We start from the raw sequence: 19,365 nt of genomic DNA on the forward strand, positions 1-19,365 counted from the left end.
GGTGATAAAACTTCACTTTCAGAATGATATAAGAAACAGAACAACGAATTATTTAACCGGAAGAGATAGAAGCTTTAAAAATCGAACAATTCATTCAGCTCAATCTGCAACCCATTCGCAATCACATAAATAATTTCTAAGGTAGGATTTCTGACACCACGCTCAATACCACTGACGTAGGTTCGATCCAAACCACACTTATCGGCAAAAGCCTCCTGCGACATCCCGGCTTCTTTCCTGAGATATCTGATCCTTTGCCCGAAAAGGGATTTGATGTTGTTAGGTGTTTTCATCCGATAAGTATCGATTCGTGTTACTTATCCGACCACGGACTATAAGTCACATTTAAATCTAAGTTATGTTATTATGTGTGACTCATAGTCTACTAATAAATTATTTCTTTTTAATTGAAAAATGACAGGTAACCGGAGAAATTAAAAATGGAAAATAAAGATTGGCACTCCGCCGATATCATTGCTGAATTGAAAAAACGTGGCACAACATTGTCAGAAGTCTCACGTACGGCGGGGCTGGCATCATCAACACTTGCGAATGCTCTACAGCGTCACTGGCCGAAAGGGGAACGTTTAATCGCAACCGCGCTGGGGCTTACGCCAGAAGAGATATGGCCTTCTCGTTATGAAAAAAAGTAAGCAAAATAAAACCCAGCATAATGCTGGGTTTTATTTCAATGTTAATCAATGAATTACAGGAAATCAGCTGGCAAGTTTCAAACCAATAATGCCAACCACAATCAGGCCAAGGCTTAATATTCTGGCAATATTTGCAGACTCACCCAATACCATAATCCCAAAAATCGCTGTACCTACCGCCCCAACACCTGTCCAAATCGCATAGGCTGTTCCTGCCGGAAGACTTTTCATAGCATAAGCCAGTAACCCTACGCTGATAGCCATCGCACTGACAGTGATCAAGCTCGGCACTAAACGGGAAAAACCCTGTGTATACTTCAGGCCCACAGCCCATACAACTTCAAATAAACCCGCACTGAGAAGTATCAACCAAGACATACTTTAACCTTATATCTAATGGAAGCGGGGCCGTCCCCAATGAGATGACGTTTATCCGGGTCGTCCCAGATAACGATAGGAAATAAGAGATTATAACGATCAACCCAAACCGCTGCAATGAGCGTAAAAATGACCATAAAAAAACCGCAACCTCTGGACGAAGAGGCTGCGGTTTTTTTAAAATAACAAAGCGAGATTATTTCACGCGAGAAACGTATTCGTTAGAACGGGTATCAACTTTGATGACTTCACCGATCTGGACAAACAGAGGTACTTTTACTACCGCGCCAGTGCTGAGAGTAGCTGGTTTACCACCAGTACCTGCGGTATCACCTTTCAGGCCTGGATCGGTATCAACAATTTCCAGCTCAACGAAGTTTGGTGGAGTCACAGCGATAGGACGGCCATCCCACAGAGTCAGAACACATTCTGCCTGATCGATCAGCCATTTAGCATTATCACCAACGGCTTTCACATCTGCAGCTAACTGCTCGAAAGTTTCGTTGTTCATGAAATGCCAGAATTCACCGTCGTTGTACAGGTAAGTCAAATTGACATCCATAACATCTGCACTTTCAACAGAATCGGTTGATTTAAAAGTTTTTTCTAGCAGTTTGCCAGAGATCAGCTTACGAATACGAACACGGGCAAATGCCTGCCCTTTACCTGGTTTAACAAATTCACTGTCAAGAATAGCGCACGGCTCGCCATCTAACATGATTTTAAGACCTGAACGGAATTCATTGGTACTATAAGTAGCCATGGAGATCCTCTAATTTTTAACGAAATGGCTTAGCCAAAAAATGGCACACATTATAACCCATATTCACCCTGCCAGAGAAGTCTGGCTACAACAACTTACTGATGTTATCACTGATCCCAGTGAGTTGTTGCAATTGTTATCCCTGAACACGCACGCCTTATTGAAAGAAGGTAATGAGGCGCGACGCCTGTTTCCCTTGCGTGTGCCAAGAGCATTTGTATCACGAATGAAAAAGGGCGATCCGCAGGATCCCTTATTACTACAGGTTTTAACTGCACGAGAAGAGTTTGATACTCCAGCCGGATTTTCCACTGATCCATTAGATGAACAGCATCCGGTCGTTCCCGGCTTGTTACATAAATATCGCAACCGGGCGTTATTAATGGTGAAAGGGGGTTGTGCGGTAAACTGCCGTTACTGCTTCCGACGCCATTTCCCTTATGAAGATAACAAGGGCAATAAAAGTAACTGGCAATCAGCGCTAGAGTATATTGAGCAACATACTGAGCTTAATGAGATCATTTTCTCTGGTGGTGATCCTCTGATGGCAAAGGATCACGAACTGGATTGGCTGATTACTCAACTTGAGTCTATTCCTCATATTAAACGGCTACGTATTCACACCCGTTTACCCGTCGTTATTCCCGACAGAGTGACGCTTTCATTATGTAATCGTCTGGCACAATCCAATTTGCAGGTCATTATGGTCACCCATATTAACCATGCAAACGAAATTGATGAGGCATTCCGGGAGAGTATGGCGCGGCTGAAGCAGGCCAGAGTCACCCTGCTGAACCAGAGTGTCCTGTTACGAGGCATAAATGATGACGCTGATATACTGGCTGATTTAAGTAATTCGTTATTTGATGCCGGTATTTTGCCTTACTACATCCATGTGTTGGATAAAGTACAGGGTGCAGCACACTTTCTTGTCAGTGATGAAGAAGCAAAAGCCATTATGCGGGAGCTATTAACCAAAGTCTCTGGCTATCTGGTACCATGTCTGACAAGAGAAATCGGCGGTGAACCAAGCAAAACTCCATTGGATTTAGGGTTAAAAAATAATTAACCAGCGAGGTTTTTTTAATATTTTCGCGATAACAGGCAGTGCACAGAAATTCAGACAGCTAGCTCACGATGTTGCAGTCTGTTTTTCTGGGCATTGCCCGAATTCAATATACTGCTTATCACGTACACTCAAGGGCATTTATAGACTTGACCGACCATCTTGCTGTCGAGGGGAATAAAGCTATTTAACAGCCCCTCTGACGGGCTATTTACGCCATATATCACGTTCCCACCCATTTCAGCTGCTTTATTACGCAAATCATTAGCCGCACCACGCATAGAACTGCTTTCACTACCGACGCCATTAAGCCAGTTACTTTGAGTTCCCGTCACTTCACCTAATCGCTGGCATTCACTACCCGGCTGAGCATCCACAAAACGTACACCGGAACCTGCTGAAGTTAATTGATTATTTGTCGTGCATCCCGCTAACAGCAACACCGATGCGCCGAGCAAAAATTTTATTCGCATGTCTTCCCTCGTTGATTACTCTAACTTCATACACTTCGTCTTTCAAATTGCCTCTTTGTTGACCGCGACGCATCTTGAAATGCATTGTGTATATTACGATGATAAATTTAATCTTTTGTATGCTATTAATAGAAGAAAGTAAAAAGGCGAGCAGAAAAATCTGCTCGCCTTCAAAGTTTTACCCTAATCGACGGGAGATCCCATCATCAGGATGAGCGCATTACATCATGCCGCCCATTCCACCCATACCGCCCATGCCACCAGCTGCGCCTAAGTCAGCTTTGTCATCTTTTGGCAGTTCAGTGATCATCGCTTCAGTTGTGATCATCAGACCAGCGATAGATGCTGCGAATTGCAGTGCAGAACGAGTTACTTTGGTTGGATCCAGGATACCCATTTCGATCATGTCGCCGTACTGTTCAGTTGCAGCGTTATAACCGTGGTTGCCCTGACCTGCTTTAATGTTGTTCACAACAACAGATGGCTCTTCGCCTGCGTTCTCAACGATCTGACGCATTGGTGCTTCCATTGCACGCAGTGCAACACGGATACCCACGTTCTGATCTTCATTGTCACCAGTCAGGCTTGTGATAGCACCTGCAACGCGAACCAGCGCCACACCACCACCAGCAACAACACCTTCTTCTACTGCTGCACGGGTTGCATGCAGTGCATCGTCAACACGTGCACGTTTTTCTTTCATTTCAACTTCAGTCGCTGCACCAACTTTAATTACAGCAACACCGCCTGCCAGTTTCGCTACGCGCTCCTGCAGTTTTTCACGGTCATAGTCAGAAGTTGATTCTTCGATTTGCTGACGGATTTGACCAACACGCGCTTCAATCGCGCTTGCTTCGCCTACGCCATCAATGATAGTAGTGGTGTCTTTGTTGATAACAACACGTTTTGCCTGACCCAGATCTTCCAGAGTTGCTTTTTCCAGCTCCAGACCAATCTCTTCAGAAATAACAGTACCGTTAGTCAGGATAGCAATATCCTGCAGCATTGCTTTACGGCGATCACCGAAACCAGGTGCTTTAACCGCAGCAACTTTCACGATACCACGCATGTTGTTCACAACCAGAGTAGCCAGCGCTTCGCCTTCAACATCTTCAGCGATGATGAGCAGAGGTTTGCTTGCTTTAGCTACACCTTCGAGAACTGGCAACAGTTCACGGATGTTGGAAACTTTTTTGTCTACCAACAGGATGTATGGGTTTTCCAGTTCAACAGAACCTGATTCTGGTTTGTTGATGAAATAAGGAGACAGGTAACCACGGTCGAACTGCATACCTTCAACAACATCCAGTTCGTCTTCCAGACCAGTACCTTCTTCAACAGTGATTACACCTTCTTTACCGACTTTATCCATCGCTTCTGCGATCAGTTTACCTACAGTTTCGTCGGAGTTTGCAGAGATTGTACCAACCTGTGCAATTGCAGTAGAATCAGAGCAAGGTACGGACAGTTTTTTCAGTTCTTCAACAGCGGAAACAACTGCTTTATCAATACCGCGTTTCAGATCCATTGGGTTCATGCCAGCAGCAACTGCTTTCAGACCTTCGGTGACGATTGCTTGGGCCAGAACGGTTGCAGTAGTTGTACCATCACCAGCCGCATCGTTAGCTTTAGAAGCAACTTCTTTAACCATCTGTGCACCCATGTTTTCGAATTTATCTTCTAATTCGATTTCACGTGCTACAGAAACACCATCTTTAGTAATTACAGGTGCACCAAAAGATTTATCCAAAACAACATTACGGCCTTTAGGACCCAGCGTCACTTTAACTGCATCAGCCAGTACATTCACACCACGCAACATTTTGCTGCGAGCATCATTACCAAATTTTACGTCTTTAGCTGCCATTGTATCTTTCCTTTAAATTCGTTCAATTAAGAAGATCTGAGCGTAAGATTTTCAATTACGCTTCAACAATTGCCAGAATATCGTTTTCAGACATGATCAACACTTCTTCGTTATCGATCTTCTCTGCTTTAACACCGTAACCTTCATTAAAAATAACGATATCACCCACTTTAACATCCAGAGCTTTAACATCACCGCTTTCCAGGATGCGACCATGGCCAACAGCAAGAACTTCACCACGGGTAGATTTGCCCGCAGCTGAACCGGTCAGAACGATTCCACCAGCAGATTTAGATTCAACTTCTTGACGTTTGACGATAACACGGTCGTGTAATGGACGAATTTTCATTGATAGATCTCCTATAAATAAAGTCCATATCAGGTAAGAGGATTGATACCAGAACCCAACAGAACCAGTACCATGAAGCTACAAGTTGGGGCTTATCGACAGTACTTCAAGGGGGGATAGCAAAAAATATTTCACTTTTTTATTACCCGTGACAATCTCAGACAGTATGAGCTGAAGTTATTTCTTATTGTGGTCATTATCATACTCATCATGATTTTTTTGATCATCGCAAGTAATCTTATTCGAAGCATCATCCTGCCTGCGCTCATACTCTCCTTCAAATGTCTGACCATGATTACCATCCTGACCATATCCACCACGAACATTCGGACGGTAAAAAGTCAGATGTGGCAGTAATTTTGCTGTCAGTAATTTTTGCACAGGCGACAACAACAATAATAGCCCGAGAAAATCGGTAAAAAAGCCGGGAATGATTAACAGGAAACCTGCAATGACCAAAGAAACACTTTTGATTGCTTCTTCCGCAGGGCTTTCTCCGGCAGCCATTTTCTGCTGCATTGACATAAAATTCTTTATGCCCTGATTACGAACCAGAGAAACCCCAACACAGGAAGTCAGAACAACCAATAACAGCGTTAACAGGACGCCGACCTCAGAAGCGATGCGGACAAACAGTACTGATTCGATATAAATCAGCAGACATATCAGGATAAGAGGAAACCAGCGCACGTTGTTCTCCTGTAGTTGAAGAAAATGAGTTGAAGAAAAAGAAATTGGAGCAATTTAAGTTAAAGCAAATTAAGTTGAAGCAACTTAAAATGAGGCAGCCTAAAATGAGGCACCTGAAAGATGAAGGATATAAGCCGGTATTCTCATCCGCTTTAGGCGCTGTGTATACTACCAAAGCGTTTTTATTACTACGAATCTCGTTTATAACCCAGCTCATTGATAGCAACATCTATAGATGACTAGTTTATATGGATAACATATGTGGGGATAACAATAACGGTTTTCAATACTTAAGACATTTGACTTTTTACCTGAGTAACCGTGACCTCAATCACACATATGTCATTTCATTAGTAAAATCGTACTATAAAGTGATCCAGGTTCAAGGCATTTCTGACAAATCCACATATGATCGCGCCTGCAATTTTGTGGTAATCACCTAATATCACAGCGATTGCTGTCGGCAACATTATCTAAACAAACATATAACAAACAGTAAAACGTATCCAATTTAAGAAGGTTCTCATGTCAAACAACATTCGTATCGAAGAAGACCTGTTAGGTAAACGTGAAGTCCCTGCTGAAGCCTATTACGGTATTCACACTCTACGTGCGATTGAAAACTTCTATATTAGTGACCGCTCCATCAACGATGTCCCTGAGTTCATTCGCGGCATGGTCATGGTGAAAAAAGCGGCAGCACTGGCAAACAAAGAACTCCATACCATTCCCGGCAAAGTTGCAGATATCATTGTCAAAGCGTGTGATGAACTGCTCAACACAGGCAAATGTATGGATCAGTTCCCTGTTGATGTTTTTCAGGGTGGCGCAGGTACCTCACTGAACATGAATACGAATGAGGTGCTGGCAAATATCGGTCTTGAATTGATGGGGCATCAGAAAGGTGAATATGAGTACCTGAACCCCAATGATCATCTGAACAGAAGCCAGTCAACTAACGATGCCTATCCTACCGGTTTCCGTATTGCTGTTTACAACGCAATCATGCAGTTGGTTAATTCAATCGAATTATTAAAAGCGGGCTTCGACAAAAAAGGTATTGAGTTCGACGATATCCTGAAAATGGGTCGTACTCAATTGCAAGATGCGGTACCAATGACTCTGGGTCAGGAATTCCGTGCTTTTTCTATGTTATTAAAAGAAGAAATTAAAAATATCACTCGTACCGCAGAGCTACTGCTGGAAGTGAACCTTGGGGCAACCGCTATCGGTACTGGTCTGAACACAGCACCTGGCTATCAGAAACTGGCTGTTGAAAAGCTGGCAGAAGTGACCGGCTTGCCTTGTATACCTGCAGAAGATTTGATTGAAGCGACTTCTGACTGTGGTGCTTATGTTATGGTTCATAGTGCCCTGAAACGTCTGGCTGTTAAGATGTCTAAAATCTGTAACGACCTGCGTCTGCTGTCTTCCGGCCCACGTGCTGGTCTGAACGAAATCAACCTGCCAGAATTGCAGGCAGGCTCTTCCATCATGCCAGCCAAAGTAAACCCAGTTGTTCCAGAAGTTGTTAATCAGGTCTGCTTTAAAGTTATCGGTAACGATACCTGTATCACTATGGCAGCAGAAGCTGGTCAGTTGCAGCTGAACGTCATGGAACCAGCTATTGGTCAGGCTATGTTTGAATCTATCACTATCCTGAGCAACGCTTGCCGTAATCTGGTTGAGAAGTGCGTTAACGGTATTACTGCCAACAAAGAAGTCTGTGAAAGCTTTGTCTTTAACTCTATTGGTATCGTGACCTACCTGAACCCATTCATCGGTCACCATAATGGCGATATCGTAGGTAAAATCTGTGCAGAAACAGGTAAAAGCGTCCGAGAAGTTGTTTTGGAGCGTGGTCTGCTGACAGAAGCGGAATTAGATGATATTTTCTCTGTTGAGAACCTAAAAAATCCGACTTACAAAGCAAAACGTTTTGATGACTAATTAAATGATTATAATAACGAGTTCGTCTTAATTTTTAAGGCACGCTATTCCAACCGGAAGCGTGCCTTTTTAATTGGCAGCAAACACAAATTATTAACCATAAATTTTCATAAAACTAAATAAATGAAGGAGTATGTAACATGTTAGCCGTAGAATTGGTTATTGTTCTGCTGGCCATTTTTCTGGGGGCAAGATTAGGGGGAATCGGAATTGGCTTTGCGGGTGGAATTGGCGTTTTAATCCTCGCCATTCTAGGTGTAAAACCAGGCAGTATTCCATTTGATGTTATCTCAATTATTATGGCTGTGATTGCTGCAATATCAGCAATGCAAGTAGCGGGCGGGTTAGACTACCTCGTCCAGCAAACTGAAAAATTACTGCGTAAGAACCCAAAATACATCACAATCCTCGCACCTATAGTCACTTACTTTCTGACTCTATTCGCAGGTACAGGGAACATTTCACTGGCAACACTACCTGTTATTGCCGAAGTTGCTAAAGAGCAGGGTATCAAACCGTGTCGTCCACTTTCGACTGCTGTAGTCTCCGCTCAAATCGGGATCACCGCCTCCCCTATCTCTGCAGCAGTGGTTTATATGGCTTCGGTTATGGAAGGGCAAGGTATCAGCTATATTCATTTGCTGATGATACTGCTGCCATCCACATTTTGTGCCATCGTGTTAATGTCATTCATCATTTCATGGCTTTTCGATTCCAAGTTGGCAAATGATCCTATCTATCAGAAACGTCTGGCTGACGGTCTGATAGAAATGCGCGGTGCGTCTCAGATTGAAATCAAACCGAAGGCAAAACTCTCTGTTCTGTTATTTTTGCTGGGTGTTATCGGCGTCGTTATCTATGCGGTTATCAATAGCCCGAGTGTCGGGTTAGTGGAAAAACCACTGATGAATACCACTAACGCGATTCTGATTATTATGCTGAGTGTTGCAACGCTCACCACGATTATTTGTTCCGTCAATACAGATGCTATTCTGAATTCGAGTACTTTTAAGGCCGGCATGAGTGCCTGTATTTGTATTCTGGGTGTGGCCTGGTTAGGTGATACTTTTGTTCAGGCAAATCTCGACTGGATTAAGGAAACTGCCGGTAACCTGATTCATTCTCGACCTTGGCTACTCGCAGTTATTTTCTTCTTCTGTTCAGCCTTATTGTATTCGCAGGCAGCAACAGCGAAGGCTTTAATGCCAATGGCATTAGCGCTGCATGTCACGCCACTGACTGCAATTGCCTCTTTCTCTGCCGTATCCGGGCTGTTCATTCTGCCAACTTACCCAACTTTAGTTGCCGCAGTACAGATGGATGATACCGGCACAACCCGTATCGGACGTTTTGTTTTTAACCATCCGTTCTTTATTCCGGGTACGATTGCTGTTGGGCTGGCAGTCACATTCGGCTTTCTGTTCGGTGGTATGATCCTGTAGCCTTCAGGCTTTATGTTTGATTTTCAGGGGGATTAAAACCCCCTGAAATATTTTCTTTCTTTTATCCTCTTCCCTGAAAAAAACACCTCTTTGCATTAATATTAATCAATCAGCTTTTTGTCTCAGATTCCATCGGTTATAGTGCCCATTTTAGTCGTAGTGCCGATTCTGGTAAATTTCACCCATTGACTCCCTATAACTCAGGTAAAAAAGTATCCTATGATGAAACGTATTCTCATATTGTTTCTACTGTTCGGTGCAATCAGTGCGTTCCCTCTTAAATCCAGTGCGCTGTTTGAGCAAGCCGGACAACTGGGACAGAATCGGTATCTTCCCGCTGAACAGGCATTTATGTTTGATTTTCAGCAAAAAGGGGAACAACTGACGCTAAGTTGGGATATTAAACCTGGTTATTACCTCTATAGAAAACAGTTCGTTATCACCCCCGATCAGCAAACTTCTTTAGGCCATATCGACTTTTCCAAAGCAACCGCTCATGAAGATGAATTTTTTGGCAAAACTGAAGTTTATTTTCAGTCAGCACACATCAATATCCCGATTATTGCGGCAACAAATGATTCAACACTTCAGGTAACCTATCAGGGCTGCGCGGAAGCAGGGTACTGCTATCCCCCAGAAACAATCAGCGTGCCACTATACGCAGTGACCGCCCTTATAAAACCATCAATAGATGCAACACCAAAACAGTCAGAATCTAAACCTGCTGCAATAAAAACACCTCAAAGTGACTCATTGCCGCAGGAGAAAACGTTACTCAAAACAGAGCAAATGCCATTTTCGCCCTTATGGGCATTATTGATTGGTATAGGTATCGCATTTACTCCATGCATCCTGCCAATGTATCCGTTAATCTCCGCTATTATTCTGGGACAAAAACGCCCTGAAAGCCTGAAACGTATCTTCTGGCTGGCAATGAGCTATGTGCAGGGAATGGCCATCACTTATACGGCCTTGGGGTTAATTGTCGCCGCAGCAGGTTTACAGTTTCAGGCTGCATTACAAAGCCCTTATATTCTGATAGGGCTTTCCGTCCTGTTTATTCTACTAGCACTATCCATGTTCGGAATGTATTCACTCCAGCTCCCTTCTTCCGTTCAGACTCGTTTGGTGAACTGGAGTAACCAGCAAAAAAGTGGTTCCTATTTTGGTGTATTCGTCATGGGGATGCTGGCGGGCCTGATTGCATCGCCCTGCACAACCGCCCCACTCAGCGCCATTTTACTTTACATTGCCCAAAGTGGTAACGCTGTACTCGGTGGTCTGACACTTTATCTGTATGCACTGGGAATGGGTTTACCACTCATTGCCGTGACTTTATTCGGCCACAAATTCTTACCCCGCAGTGGCCCGTGGATGCAATACGTGAAAGAAGCATTCGGCTTTATTATCCTTGCACTGCCAATATTTTTGCTGGAACGAGTGCTGGGAGATGTATGGGGAATAAGGTTATGGAGCATATTAGCGGTTGCCTTCTGTGGCTGGGCTTTTTCATTGACGCTAAACCACAAAAACGGCTGGTTACGCACCCTACAGCTCATCTTACTGGCACTGGCTTTAATCGCCTCACGTCCTTTACAAGACTGGGTATGGGGAAATTCTGTTATAGAACAACAACAAGCACCTTTAGCATTCCAGCAAATCAATGACTGGCAGGAATTGAGTCAGATTCTGGCTGAAAATCGTCATAAACCGATCATGCTGGATCTCTATGCAGAATGGTGTGTCGCTTGTAAGGAATTTGAAAAATATACTTTCCGTGATCCACAAGTCCAAAAGCAACTAAGTCACTTTCTCATATTGCAGGCCAATGTTACAAAGAATGGCCCTGACCAGAAAGAGTTGCTAAAAAAACTGGCAGTGCTGGGGCTTCCGACTATCTTGTTTTTTGACACCCAAGGCAAGGAAATACCCGACTCGCGAGTCAACGGATTTATGGATGCAGAACATTTTAATCGCCATTTACAGCATTTATACCCAATAGCTTCAGAACAGATAAAAGATCAATAAAAATCATTTAAAAGGAGAGCAACAGTGCAGCGTGAATACGTACTTAATCATGTACTCAATTTACTTGAGCAACAGGGTCTGTCAGTAACACTGGAGACACTTTTAGCTCCCCTGAACATTGATATCGACCAAATAAAACATTTCTGGCCAGACCGCGAAGCCCTACTTTATGACTGCCTGCGTTTCCATAGCCAACAAATAGAAGCCTGGCAGCGCCATACCCTGCTGGATGAAACATTATCCCCGGAACAAAAGCTATTAGCTCGTTACGACACTCTCAAAGAAAAAGTAGAGGAAAATCGCTGCCCCGGTTGCCTGTTTATTGCGGCCTGTAGTGCTTTTCCTGATACCGATCATCCTATCCATCAATTAGCTGCATTACAAAAACAAAGCTCATTTCAATATTCGAATGAGCTACTACAGCAAATTGGCATTGAAAATAGTGAACAAGTTGCCAAACAGATGGAACTTATCCTTGAAGGATGCCTCAGCAAGCTATTAGTGAAAAAAGATATTGAAGATGTGGTCATCGCAAAACTGCTGGCTCAGGATATTCTGACCATAGCTAATTGCCGAAAAGAGGGTGCCTTAAGTTAAAAAAAGCTGGCAACGCTGAATAATTGTTCTTGATTAGTATAAAAAATCCGCCAACGACCATTTTTCATGTTTTTTTCGCAAAAAGTCGTTGACGGATTGGAGTGAATACTGTTTAATGCGTCCCCGTTAGCCCGGATAGCTCAGTCGGTAGAGCAGGGGATTGAAAATCCCCGTGTCGGTGGTTCGATTCCGCCTCCGGGCACCACGATTTTAAAGCTAATTTGTTGAATACTATCAGGTAATTAACAAATAAGTTAAAATTTAGGGCTGTTAAGAAGATGTTAAACAATTGATCGCTTAGTTTGTACGTTCAATGTTTAAAAAAGCCATAAATTAAAGAATACAGAGTGCCTGCATTTGCAAGCACTCTTTTTTCGTTCAAGGTAATGATTTCAGTAATTGATTCTGATGTCAAGTAAGGGAAAGACTTTACGGGACAGGGGATCGCAAATAGCCATTTTTTCGTACCATCCCTGTTGATGCAGGGCAGTGACTCACACCTCCACCTCCTCGATCCTGTCTGAGACCTGCCCTGTCTTTTTTACTGCCGGTTATCCTTACACCGCAATATCCAGGTAGATTGCCAGTTCATTCTCCAGCGTTTTACCTGCGATTTCCATATCGATATCAATATATTCCAGTGTGGTTGCCAGACTGCGGTGCCCCAGCAAACACCTGACCAGCTGCAAATTACGATCCGGTGCTTTCATCAGCTCAGTGGCCAGTGTATGACGAAAACGGTGAGGGGAAACGGCAAAACCACACTCTTTCGACAACCGGTTGAAGAACGAACGGATATGCTGCCTTTCTTTATCGTGATCATACCGGTAACGGCTCATCCGTCCATGAGCGTGCAAATCCAGACGACTTAAGTCAAACAGCGGATCATCGTCTTTCGCCCCGCAGGCTTTTGCCTGTTCAATCAGTTTCGCCAAGCGGGGTTTAAGCTGCCGGATCATCGGTATCCGCCATTCACTGTGGTTTTTACTCCCTTCGACCCGCAGAACAATATAATTGCTGTCCAGATTGATATCCCGTAGCCGCAGGTGCAATAGCTGATTCTGGCGCATCCCCGTTAACCGGAACGTATCCAGTACCGTCAGCCAATAGCCGGTCGGGTACAACGCACAGCGGCCTCCCCGGGGAATTACCTGCCTGCGCTCTTCTTCCTCATACTGTCCCATCAGCAGATAGAGGCGGGTTATCTGGGATTTACTCAGGATTTTCTTCGTTTTTTTCTCTTTTTTCACTGCTGCCTCGTTAAACGGGTTTTCAGTGAGCGGCAGCAGTTTTCTTTCCATCACGAAATTAAAAATCGCCCGCAGGTGGGCAACCTTATTGTTCCAGGTATAGCTCGACTGTTTTTTCTCGGTCAGAAGATAGCGTCGCCACCGCAGTACATCGCGGTGAGTGACCTGTTCCGGCAACACCGTATCGCCCATAAACCCAATAAAAACCCGGGTCACCTTGCGATAACTCCACTCCGTAGCCGGTCGCAGCATATGCGAGAAAAAGTATTCTTCCAGTAATTCATCCCAACCCATTTTTTCCTCATTATTGAACATGATGGTTTCCTTAGTGTGTCAAGTTGTGTCCCGGTACAGCCACGTCCTGTTAATAAACTAAAAATTAATTAACACATTGAATTATTTTATTTTTTATATAATGACCTTTTGTACATTGCTGAAACAAGGCATTCTGACGCTGATACGGGGCGTTTGAACAATTTCAAATCGTTATTGTTATCATTTGTATTATTTACCACCAAAAGTTCACTCCGCTGTCTGAAACAGTGACAGTAATGTCCGGGTATCATCGCGGGTGTCAGGTGCTGGGACGGTCATCGGTGTGACAAGCGGAGTAACCGGAGCAGGTGATGGATGAGCGGTAGCCACCCTCGTTTCAGCAGATTCAACCGGCTTCAGCAATGGCGATTTCACCTGCTCAGCTGCTGACTGAAGCAGTAAATCCGTCAACGGAACAGAAGAAGGAGACCCGCCAAGATGCAACATCAGACATTGCCACGCACCGGGCACTAAAGACAGCCAGGTGACCGCTTCCTCCGGTAACAAACGGGCAGCCAGCAGCGTTTTATGAGAAACAGGCAGCTCAGACAGTGAGGCATGAAACCGGAAGCGGAAACGGCGTGCTGGCACCCACACCCCCGGCAGCCAGGGGTGTCCATCATCCAGTTCACCTTCCAGTTGCCGCAACAGCGGCAGGTGGTAAAACAACGCGGCCCAGAATACCACTGCCTGCCACAACAAGCTCTGTGCGGCCTGTGTTTCCGGTGCCACGCCGGGTGGCAGCATGTGTCCTTTCACCAGCCGCACAGCACAGGCAGTAAATTGCAGTGTCAAATCTATAAACCCACCACGATAAGACCAGACGCCTTCCGGTGTGGCAGGAATATGCTGCACACGGGCGCATAATTGCCGGAGCGGATCCAGATAAAACTGCTGATACAACCCGGCGGGCAGCGTACTGTTTTCCCACAGTTGCCGGAGAGCCTGACCACGTTCTGAGGTTGCCAGCAACGCTTCCGCTGACTGTGGCTGAAAATACCTCCGGTTGTCGCAAAGGGTTTCCGCTTGTTGTCCGGATGATTCTGATGGTGTCACAGACGGGCGGGCAAAATGGGATTTAAAACGTTCCAACATGGGCTTTTCCTCTTTGGGTTCAAATTTAGCCCAGTGTCGGTCAATCCTACGCTGAAACAAGGCGAAACTCTTTTTGCGAAAATGAAAATTGTTTGTATGACTTACCCTTAAACGTAAAAAAGCGCCCCGAAAGGCGCAGTCGTGAAACAAAGAGGATGAAAACAGAAATCAGGCCGCGTGTTCATCGGCCTGCAAACGTTGCGACCAGTTGCCCAGATAATGGGCCGGTGTGTAGCGTGTCCGTTGGCTGCCGGGATCATTCAGCACATCACCAATCGTGACCGCTGCCGGAATACCGGTCAGGGAAAGCTGGATATACGCCATCACCGCCGCCAGCGGGTCGATATCAATCGCAGACACCCACATACTGGACAACGGATCATGTCCCTGCTCTCTTAATACCTCTGCGGCTGCCAGCATCATACAGGCCGCACCGCAGCAAGGTTCGTGGAAGGTGATAAAGGGTCGGGTCTGCAACAAGTCAGATACCTCATTCAACTGCAATTGTGCCATCATTCTGGCCACACTCCAGGGGGTAAAGAACTGCTGAAGTCCCTTATTCCCCAGCTCCAGTTGCATAAACACGCTGCCGAGAAAATCACAGGGAGCTTCTGCCAGGGCCAGCGCGGTATAGGAAAAAAGTTTCACAATCCGGTCAATATCTTCCCGTTCATACTTGTTGATAGTTTTCAGATAGAACTGCTCGAGTTCCTCACTGAAACAGTATTTATTGTGAATGGCCGCCATCGCACAGTTGCAAAAATCCTGAAAAACCCGATAACGGTTACGGGAACGGGCGGTTTGTTTAAACAACGAAATAAACTCTTTCTGGTAGTCCGGACAAGAAGCCATGGCATGTTTTCCTGATAAAAAAAGGAAAACACGCCCCGGAAGGGGAACGTGTTTCCCCTTTCGGTTGAAGTGAAAATATGCTGATACAACGTTAAACAGCGGGTTACTGCCCGACGGCCATCGCCGGTAATGCCAGTGCCGTTTCGGGCTTATCGCCGTTAACCAGATACAGGGCCGGACGGTTTTCGTGTCCTGCCTGCCCGTTGTGGCTGTCCACATGCTCGCCCTGGTCATAACAATCATAGCCTTTGAGGATGCCTGACGGTTCGCTGTACCAGTGGCGGATTTCACAGTCAAACACCGAGGACAGTTCGCCCATCAGTTCGGCTGACGGCGCTGCCCACGGGGTATCAAACCGCACCGTCAGACTGCTGACATGGCGTCGTTCCCAGCGGACATGATGACCGAACGGCCATTCCAGCCCATAGTGCTCATCGTAGCACTGCGCTGTGGTGGTCATTCCTTTCAGTAAGCCACTGTTTCCGTTAATCTCTGTAGCCAAGCGGGTTGGTCGTATCATCAGCATATCGCAGGGCTGCGCCGAGGTCGGATAAACCGCCAGTTTCTCCCAGCACGCATTGATATCAAGATTGTCAGACCAGCTCACCACACCAAACCAGTCGATATACTGGCGGATCAGCAGGCGGGCAATGATGTCACGCGCTGACGCCGGTATAGTCTCCCAGCGCAGCAGGCTTAAGCCCGACTGACGGTAGATACTGTTAATCCGCTTCATGTTTTCGGTGGTCAACAACACATTGTCCTGCAACAGCGCCAGCCACTGTTCAAACGCGAGATTCTGCGCGGTCGGCGCTGCCGTGCCCCGCACCAGTTCCGGGTAAGGCGTATAGGTCTGGGGTTTGGTGGTTTTCAGTATTCCGGCACAGCCCGCCAGAAACAGGCGCAGGCTTTGCAATACCGCCTGACGGTAACGGGGAAATTCCTCCCCACAAACCCATTGCTGCATCACATTGAGACACACGGATTTACCGGTGACTTCCAGTTGATTAGTGACCCATTCTGCCATAGTTCAGTTCCTCTTGATTGATAACGTTAAAAAAGGCGGAACTGCCCCATCAGGGAATACAGTTCCACCGGTGGGTAGATTGAAAAAAGGATTACGGCTTATTTTGCTCAGAAAGCAGGCCAGCCAGACCGCTGTCAAAAATCACTTTCAGCTCATCATGGATACCCAGATAGGGTGTCGTGTGCGGTATCCCCTTCGTATCCAGCCGGATTAAGTCGTATTTGTCTATCAGGTCATTAATGGCCTCAGAGGGCGGAATGTTGTTGGCAATGCATTCCGCCAGCGTGTCAGGTTCACACAATGCGGTGTCTGTCAGGCGCAGGCCAAAATGGTGTTGCAGCAACGTGTCCGCTATCACCTGCCAGACGGTTAAACGTAAGGGTTTCATGGTGATATCTCACCTTTAAACGCTGAGGGTTGTGCTGTGCCGGAGAATATCCTGCACTTCATGATGGTGCTGATAACGCGGCGCAACCACATGCAGCGAGAGTAAATTCGCCTCATGCCACAAGGCGCGGGCCGCCTTTGCATTCTGCCAGCTCAGCTCAAACGTGGCCGACTGACACAAGCGCTGTTGTTTCTGCACCAGTGATAAACGCTCTGATGTCACGGTGACCGGCTGTGCCCAGACAATCTCGTCATCAAAGCGGCCACCGAGCACCTTGTTATCCTGGGCGTCATAAATCATTACCGTGATTGGAAAAAAAGCCCGCCGGCACTGAGCTGAGGGCATTTCCGGTACCGGCCAGTCACCCAAAAGATGGATCACTTTCAGCCGCTGTACCGCTTCGGTGACCGAGTCGGTCTCACACACGGTCAGCGTTTCCTCCCGCAGCGATTGGGGTCGTTGGGGATGCTGCATCAGGCCGGTGACCTGGACGGTAAAAATAGCTTCCTGCGAGACCGGTGTCGTGCTCTCCGGCGCAGGTAAAAAAATCGGGTTCATGGTGTGGCTCTCCTTGATTGGACGTCAATAAAAGACAACACCCGCCCGGTAACAGGAAGGTGTTGTCGGCTCCCCGGTCAGGCGCTAAAGAAAAGGGTTAACAACCTCATGGGCTGATAACGTCAGTGGTGATGAGGGTTATTATGGATAAGTGACGAGCTGATGATGTCCTCTTTTGGCTGCATCGCCAGTACCGCACGCAGCAGCCCGGTTTCCGGGTGGTGCAGCGCGTATTCGTGCAGTTCGCAGAACCGGAACGCATCCGCATTCGGTTCATCCAACTCAGCGATACGGGCAAACACAATCGCGGTGACGGCCAGACCAAACGCATCCGCAGACAGCGTGGCCGTCAATGTCGTCTCCGGCAGATAAACCGAATAGGTTTTTGCCGCGGTGGGGATCATATACGTCAGGGATCCAGACACGTTCCGGCTGCGCCATTGCTCAGGACGATATTCACCACACAACTGTGAGGCGGTATTTGCCAGCAGGAAACCCAGAAACAACCGTTCCAGTGGAGTTTTGCCGGGGAACACGACCGACAGGGCCAGACTGTCCAGCAGCATCAGTTCATTATCCGGCATCACATTCTCCTTTTAAGCCCAGAGCCGCCCGGATACACTGAGCCTGAGGATGTTGCCGCGCATATTCACGCAGGGTGCAAAGCCGCTCAGCGTACCCGTCCAGCTTCATCAGGTCAGTCAGATAACCCAATACGCTCAGGGTCACCATCAGCCCAAAAGCGTCGGCGGAGACTTCACCTTTAAAGTCAGTCGTACTCACATTGACCCCAGAGGAATCCGGCCGCATCGGCACGATATAGGCGATGTGGTCTGACACCTTCCGGTACTGCCATCGGTCACACCGGTCATCGTCACACAGCCCGGCAGCCGCTTTAATGAACGTGTGCTCCAGCAACATCAGTTCCAGTGAACCGGTGTGCGGAAAAATGTCAGCAAAAGGGGATAATTCAGCTGGGGGCACAGTGTGCACCGTGGCCGGGGGGGTATGTTGTTGCATGGTATTCTCCTGATAAAAACAACGGAGAACACCTGACCCAATGGGAAATGTGTTCCCCGTTGGGTGACTGGCCGGTTGGCCATCATGGATGAGATTAAGCGACCTTCATCGCCATCAGACTGACGATATCTGCTTCCAAAGGGGCGCAGATGACCACACCGTGGTGTACTCCCTTGCAGGCTACGGGAGTGTTGTTGTCGCTGCCCGAAGGTGATCCTCACAAGCGACCGGATCATGGATAAGTCTGACTACGCTAATCAACAGAAATAATCCGGTCAATGGGTAATTCATTTCCCCGGACAAAAAATAATGTCAGGAGCACGACGGAGTTTTTGGGGCGCCAGAGAGAGGCTGTCAATACGCGGTGACCCATTCAGACCGTGTGGTCTAACACGTTTATGCCCCATTGCGGGTTGATACCGATGGCTGAATTATAGCAGAATCATATTAATATGACATAATAGCTGGATTCATATGACAAAGGATAAAGTGAGATGGGCTATAGTCTGGATTTTCGAAAGAGAGTACTGGCATATAAAGACAAGCATTCGTTGACCTTCGAACAAACGTGTACCCATTTTGAGATTTCTATGCGGACCTTATT

21 protein-coding genes, 1 tRNA gene and 1 pseudogene are annotated in these 19,365 nt (G+C 46.4%); 8 read left to right on the forward strand and 15 right to left on the reverse strand.

Annotation, left to right across the window (positions count from 1 at the left end; genetic code table 11):
• Positions 1-74: 74 nt before the first annotated feature.
• On the reverse strand, positions 75-293 hold the full coding sequence (gene xreR1 / locus AACX68_RS10225; RefSeq protein WP_228859052.1) for a cell morphology transcriptional regulator XreR1: 219 nt from the start codon (positions 291-293) through the stop codon (positions 75-77).
• Between the two features lie 147 nt (positions 294-440).
• Between xreR1 and AACX68_RS10230 the strand changes: the two genes are divergently transcribed.
• On the forward strand, positions 441-653 hold the full coding sequence (locus AACX68_RS10230) for a helix-turn-helix domain-containing protein (RefSeq protein ID WP_099108857.1): 213 nt from the start codon (positions 441-443) through the stop codon (positions 651-653).
• 63 nt (positions 654-716) lie between these two features.
• Here AACX68_RS10230 and sugE read toward each other — a convergent pair whose 3' ends face one another.
• Together sugE and efp are read right to left on the reverse strand one after the other, a co-directional pair.
• A complete protein-coding gene (sugE, locus tag AACX68_RS10235; protein ID WP_228859053.1) occupies positions 717-1,031 on the reverse strand; it encodes a quaternary ammonium compound efflux SMR transporter SugE in 315 nt (104 codons plus the stop codon).
• Between the two features lie 196 nt (positions 1,032-1,227).
• On the reverse strand, positions 1,228-1,794 hold the full coding sequence (gene efp / locus AACX68_RS10240; protein ID WP_099108859.1) for an elongation factor P: 567 nt from the start codon (positions 1,792-1,794) through the stop codon (positions 1,228-1,230).
• A gap of 40 nt (positions 1,795-1,834) precedes the next feature.
• On the opposite strand from efp, the gene epmB reads away from it, so the two are divergent.
• Complete coding sequence (gene epmB, locus AACX68_RS10245; protein ID WP_228859054.1) at positions 1,835-2,863, forward strand: EF-P beta-lysylation protein EpmB; 1,029 nt, start codon at positions 1,835-1,837, stop codon at positions 2,861-2,863.
• A 128-nt stretch (positions 2,864-2,991) separates the two neighbouring features.
• On the opposite strand, the gene AACX68_RS10250 is transcribed toward epmB, so the two are convergent.
• From AACX68_RS10250 to AACX68_RS10265, 4 genes are all read right to left on the reverse strand, one after another.
• A complete protein-coding gene (locus tag AACX68_RS10250; protein ID WP_228859055.1) occupies positions 2,992-3,333 on the reverse strand; it encodes a DUF4156 domain-containing protein in 342 nt (113 codons plus the stop codon).
• Between the two features lie 220 nt (positions 3,334-3,553).
• A complete protein-coding gene (gene groL, locus AACX68_RS10255; RefSeq protein WP_099108862.1) occupies positions 3,554-5,200 on the reverse strand; it encodes a chaperonin GroEL in 1,647 nt (548 codons plus the stop codon).
• Positions 5,201-5,255: 55 nt separating this feature from the next.
• Positions 5,256-5,549 (reverse strand): co-chaperone GroES, encoded by a 294-nt coding sequence (locus tag AACX68_RS10260; protein ID WP_228859056.1) that lies wholly within the window; start codon positions 5,547-5,549, stop codon positions 5,256-5,258.
• A 177-nt stretch (positions 5,550-5,726) separates the two neighbouring features.
• Positions 5,727-6,239, reverse strand: a complete 513-nt coding sequence (locus AACX68_RS10265; RefSeq protein ID WP_228859057.1) for an FxsA family protein — start codon at positions 6,237-6,239, stop codon at positions 5,727-5,729.
• Between the two features lie 525 nt (positions 6,240-6,764).
• On the opposite strand from AACX68_RS10265, the gene aspA reads away from it, so the two are divergent.
• The 5 genes from aspA to AACX68_RS10290 all read left to right on the forward strand — a co-directional run bounded on the left by aspA (position 6,765) and on the right by AACX68_RS10290 (position 12,461).
• On the forward strand, positions 6,765-8,189 hold the full coding sequence (gene aspA / locus AACX68_RS10270; protein ID WP_228859058.1) for an aspartate ammonia-lyase: 1,425 nt from the start codon (positions 6,765-6,767) through the stop codon (positions 8,187-8,189).
• Between the two features lie 140 nt (positions 8,190-8,329).
• Positions 8,330-9,631 (forward strand): anaerobic C4-dicarboxylate transporter, encoded by a 1,302-nt coding sequence (locus AACX68_RS10275; RefSeq protein WP_228859059.1) that lies wholly within the window; start codon positions 8,330-8,332, stop codon positions 9,629-9,631.
• A 219-nt stretch (positions 9,632-9,850) separates the two neighbouring features.
• Positions 9,851-11,659 (forward strand): protein-disulfide reductase DsbD, encoded by a 1,809-nt coding sequence (locus tag AACX68_RS10280; RefSeq protein ID WP_228859060.1) that lies wholly within the window; start codon positions 9,851-9,853, stop codon positions 11,657-11,659.
• Between the two features lie 24 nt (positions 11,660-11,683).
• Positions 11,684-12,256: a division control transcriptional repressor DicD gene (dicD, locus tag AACX68_RS10285; protein ID WP_228859061.1), complete on the forward strand. Its 573-nt coding sequence runs from the start codon at positions 11,684-11,686 to the stop codon at positions 12,254-12,256.
• Positions 12,257-12,385: 129 nt separating this feature from the next.
• Positions 12,386-12,461: transfer RNA gene (locus AACX68_RS10290), tRNA-Phe, on the forward strand.
• A 352-nt stretch (positions 12,462-12,813) separates the two neighbouring features.
• Here the strand turns inward: AACX68_RS10290 and AACX68_RS10295 are convergent.
• The 8 genes from AACX68_RS10295 to AACX68_RS10330 form a co-directional block, all read right to left on the reverse strand.
• A complete protein-coding gene (locus AACX68_RS10295; RefSeq protein WP_228859062.1) occupies positions 12,814-13,821 on the reverse strand; it encodes a tyrosine-type recombinase/integrase in 1,008 nt (335 codons plus the stop codon).
• 207 nt (positions 13,822-14,028) lie between these two features.
• Complete coding sequence (locus tag AACX68_RS10300) at positions 14,029-14,916, reverse strand: TraI domain-containing protein (protein ID WP_228859063.1); 888 nt, start codon at positions 14,914-14,916, stop codon at positions 14,029-14,031.
• A gap of 168 nt (positions 14,917-15,084) precedes the next feature.
• Positions 15,085-15,768, reverse strand: coding sequence for an N-6 DNA methylase (locus tag AACX68_RS10305; protein WP_228859064.1), 684 nt, complete (start codon positions 15,766-15,768; stop codon positions 15,085-15,087).
• 103 nt (positions 15,769-15,871) lie between these two features.
• Entirely contained in the window at positions 15,872-16,795 is a 924-nt protein-coding gene (locus tag AACX68_RS10310) for a DUF1281 domain-containing protein (RefSeq protein WP_228859065.1), read from the reverse strand.
• A gap of 91 nt (positions 16,796-16,886) precedes the next feature.
• Positions 16,887-17,183 (reverse strand): TA system toxin CbtA family protein, encoded by a 297-nt coding sequence (locus AACX68_RS10315; protein WP_228859066.1) that lies wholly within the window; start codon positions 17,181-17,183, stop codon positions 16,887-16,889.
• Between the two features lie 15 nt (positions 17,184-17,198).
• Positions 17,199-17,741, reverse strand: a complete 543-nt coding sequence (locus AACX68_RS10320; protein WP_228859067.1) for a hypothetical protein — start codon at positions 17,739-17,741, stop codon at positions 17,199-17,201.
• A gap of 122 nt (positions 17,742-17,863) precedes the next feature.
• Positions 17,864-18,325, reverse strand: a complete 462-nt coding sequence (locus AACX68_RS10325; protein ID WP_228859068.1) for an antirestriction protein — start codon at positions 18,323-18,325, stop codon at positions 17,864-17,866.
• The gene (locus AACX68_RS10330; protein ID WP_228859069.1) at positions 18,315-18,761 is read right to left on the reverse strand and encodes an antirestriction protein; all 447 of its coding nucleotides are present in this window, start codon (positions 18,759-18,761) and stop codon (positions 18,315-18,317) included. Before AACX68_RS10330 ends, AACX68_RS10325 begins: the two co-directional genes overlap by 11 nt.
• A 494-nt stretch (positions 18,762-19,255) precedes the next feature.
• On the opposite strand from AACX68_RS10330, the pseudogene AACX68_RS10335 reads away from it, so the two are divergent.
• Positions 19,256-19,365 (forward strand): annotated as a pseudogene (locus AACX68_RS10335) (IS630 transposase-related protein); the annotation flags it as partial.

The organism is Xenorhabdus sp. PB61.4, from assembly GCF_963894935.1.
Classification (GTDB): domain Bacteria; phylum Pseudomonadota; class Gammaproteobacteria; order Enterobacterales; family Enterobacteriaceae; genus Xenorhabdus; species Xenorhabdus stockiae.